This is a genomic window from Arthrobacter sp. 18067 (assembly GCF_902706295.1).
In the GTDB taxonomy this organism is placed as follows: Bacteria; Actinomycetota; Actinomycetes; order Actinomycetales; family Micrococcaceae; genus Arthrobacter.
In genome coordinates this window covers 1-481 of record NZ_CACSJJ010000074.1, presented here as the reverse complement: position 1 = coordinate 481, position 481 = coordinate 1, and the positions used below count along the sequence as shown (strand labels likewise).

The following is a 481-nucleotide window of genomic DNA, read 5'->3' as shown; positions in this document are numbered from 1 at the left end:
CGCTACGGATGATCTCAGCCAGTTCGACCGGTCCCAGCCCTGCACAAAGGTCGATGCGCCAGTCATTGGGGCCAGTGCCAATACGCAGCACTTCGTCCTCGCTCATGCCGGCCGCTCTGACCTCGGCCGCAATGTCGTCGCCGATCGCGCCCTTGTCATCGGTGGCGTAGATGCTGATTGGATAGCCGGCCTTGCGCAGCTGGATGAGCTGTCGGACCACTGGCACGTAGAAGTTGCGCGACTTACCTTCACCAGAACCGCCCAGCACTTCAACGTGCTGCAGAAGGTCGATGATGGACATTCGAACCGGGGTGTTTTTCATTGGGGCCAGCAGGTGGCCACGATGCTCCAAGAGGCCCGAGGCCACGCCCAGGTCAATAAGCGGTGAGCGGTCGACCCGCGTGGCGAAGTGCACCTGGTCGGCATAGGCCGAGAGCAGCATGTCGCGCTCCGGAAGGCGCCAGCGCCACCGCTGCAGAGC

Annotated in this window: 1 protein-coding gene; it reads right to left on the bottom strand. The window is 63.2% G+C overall.

What is annotated here, in order from left to right; all coding sequences use genetic code 11:
- Positions 1–442, bottom strand: a 442-nt coding sequence (locus GVL04_RS24130) for a hypothetical protein (RefSeq protein WP_200846954.1), incomplete at its 3' end; no start/stop codon positions are given.
- Positions 443–481: the final 39 nt, after the last annotated feature.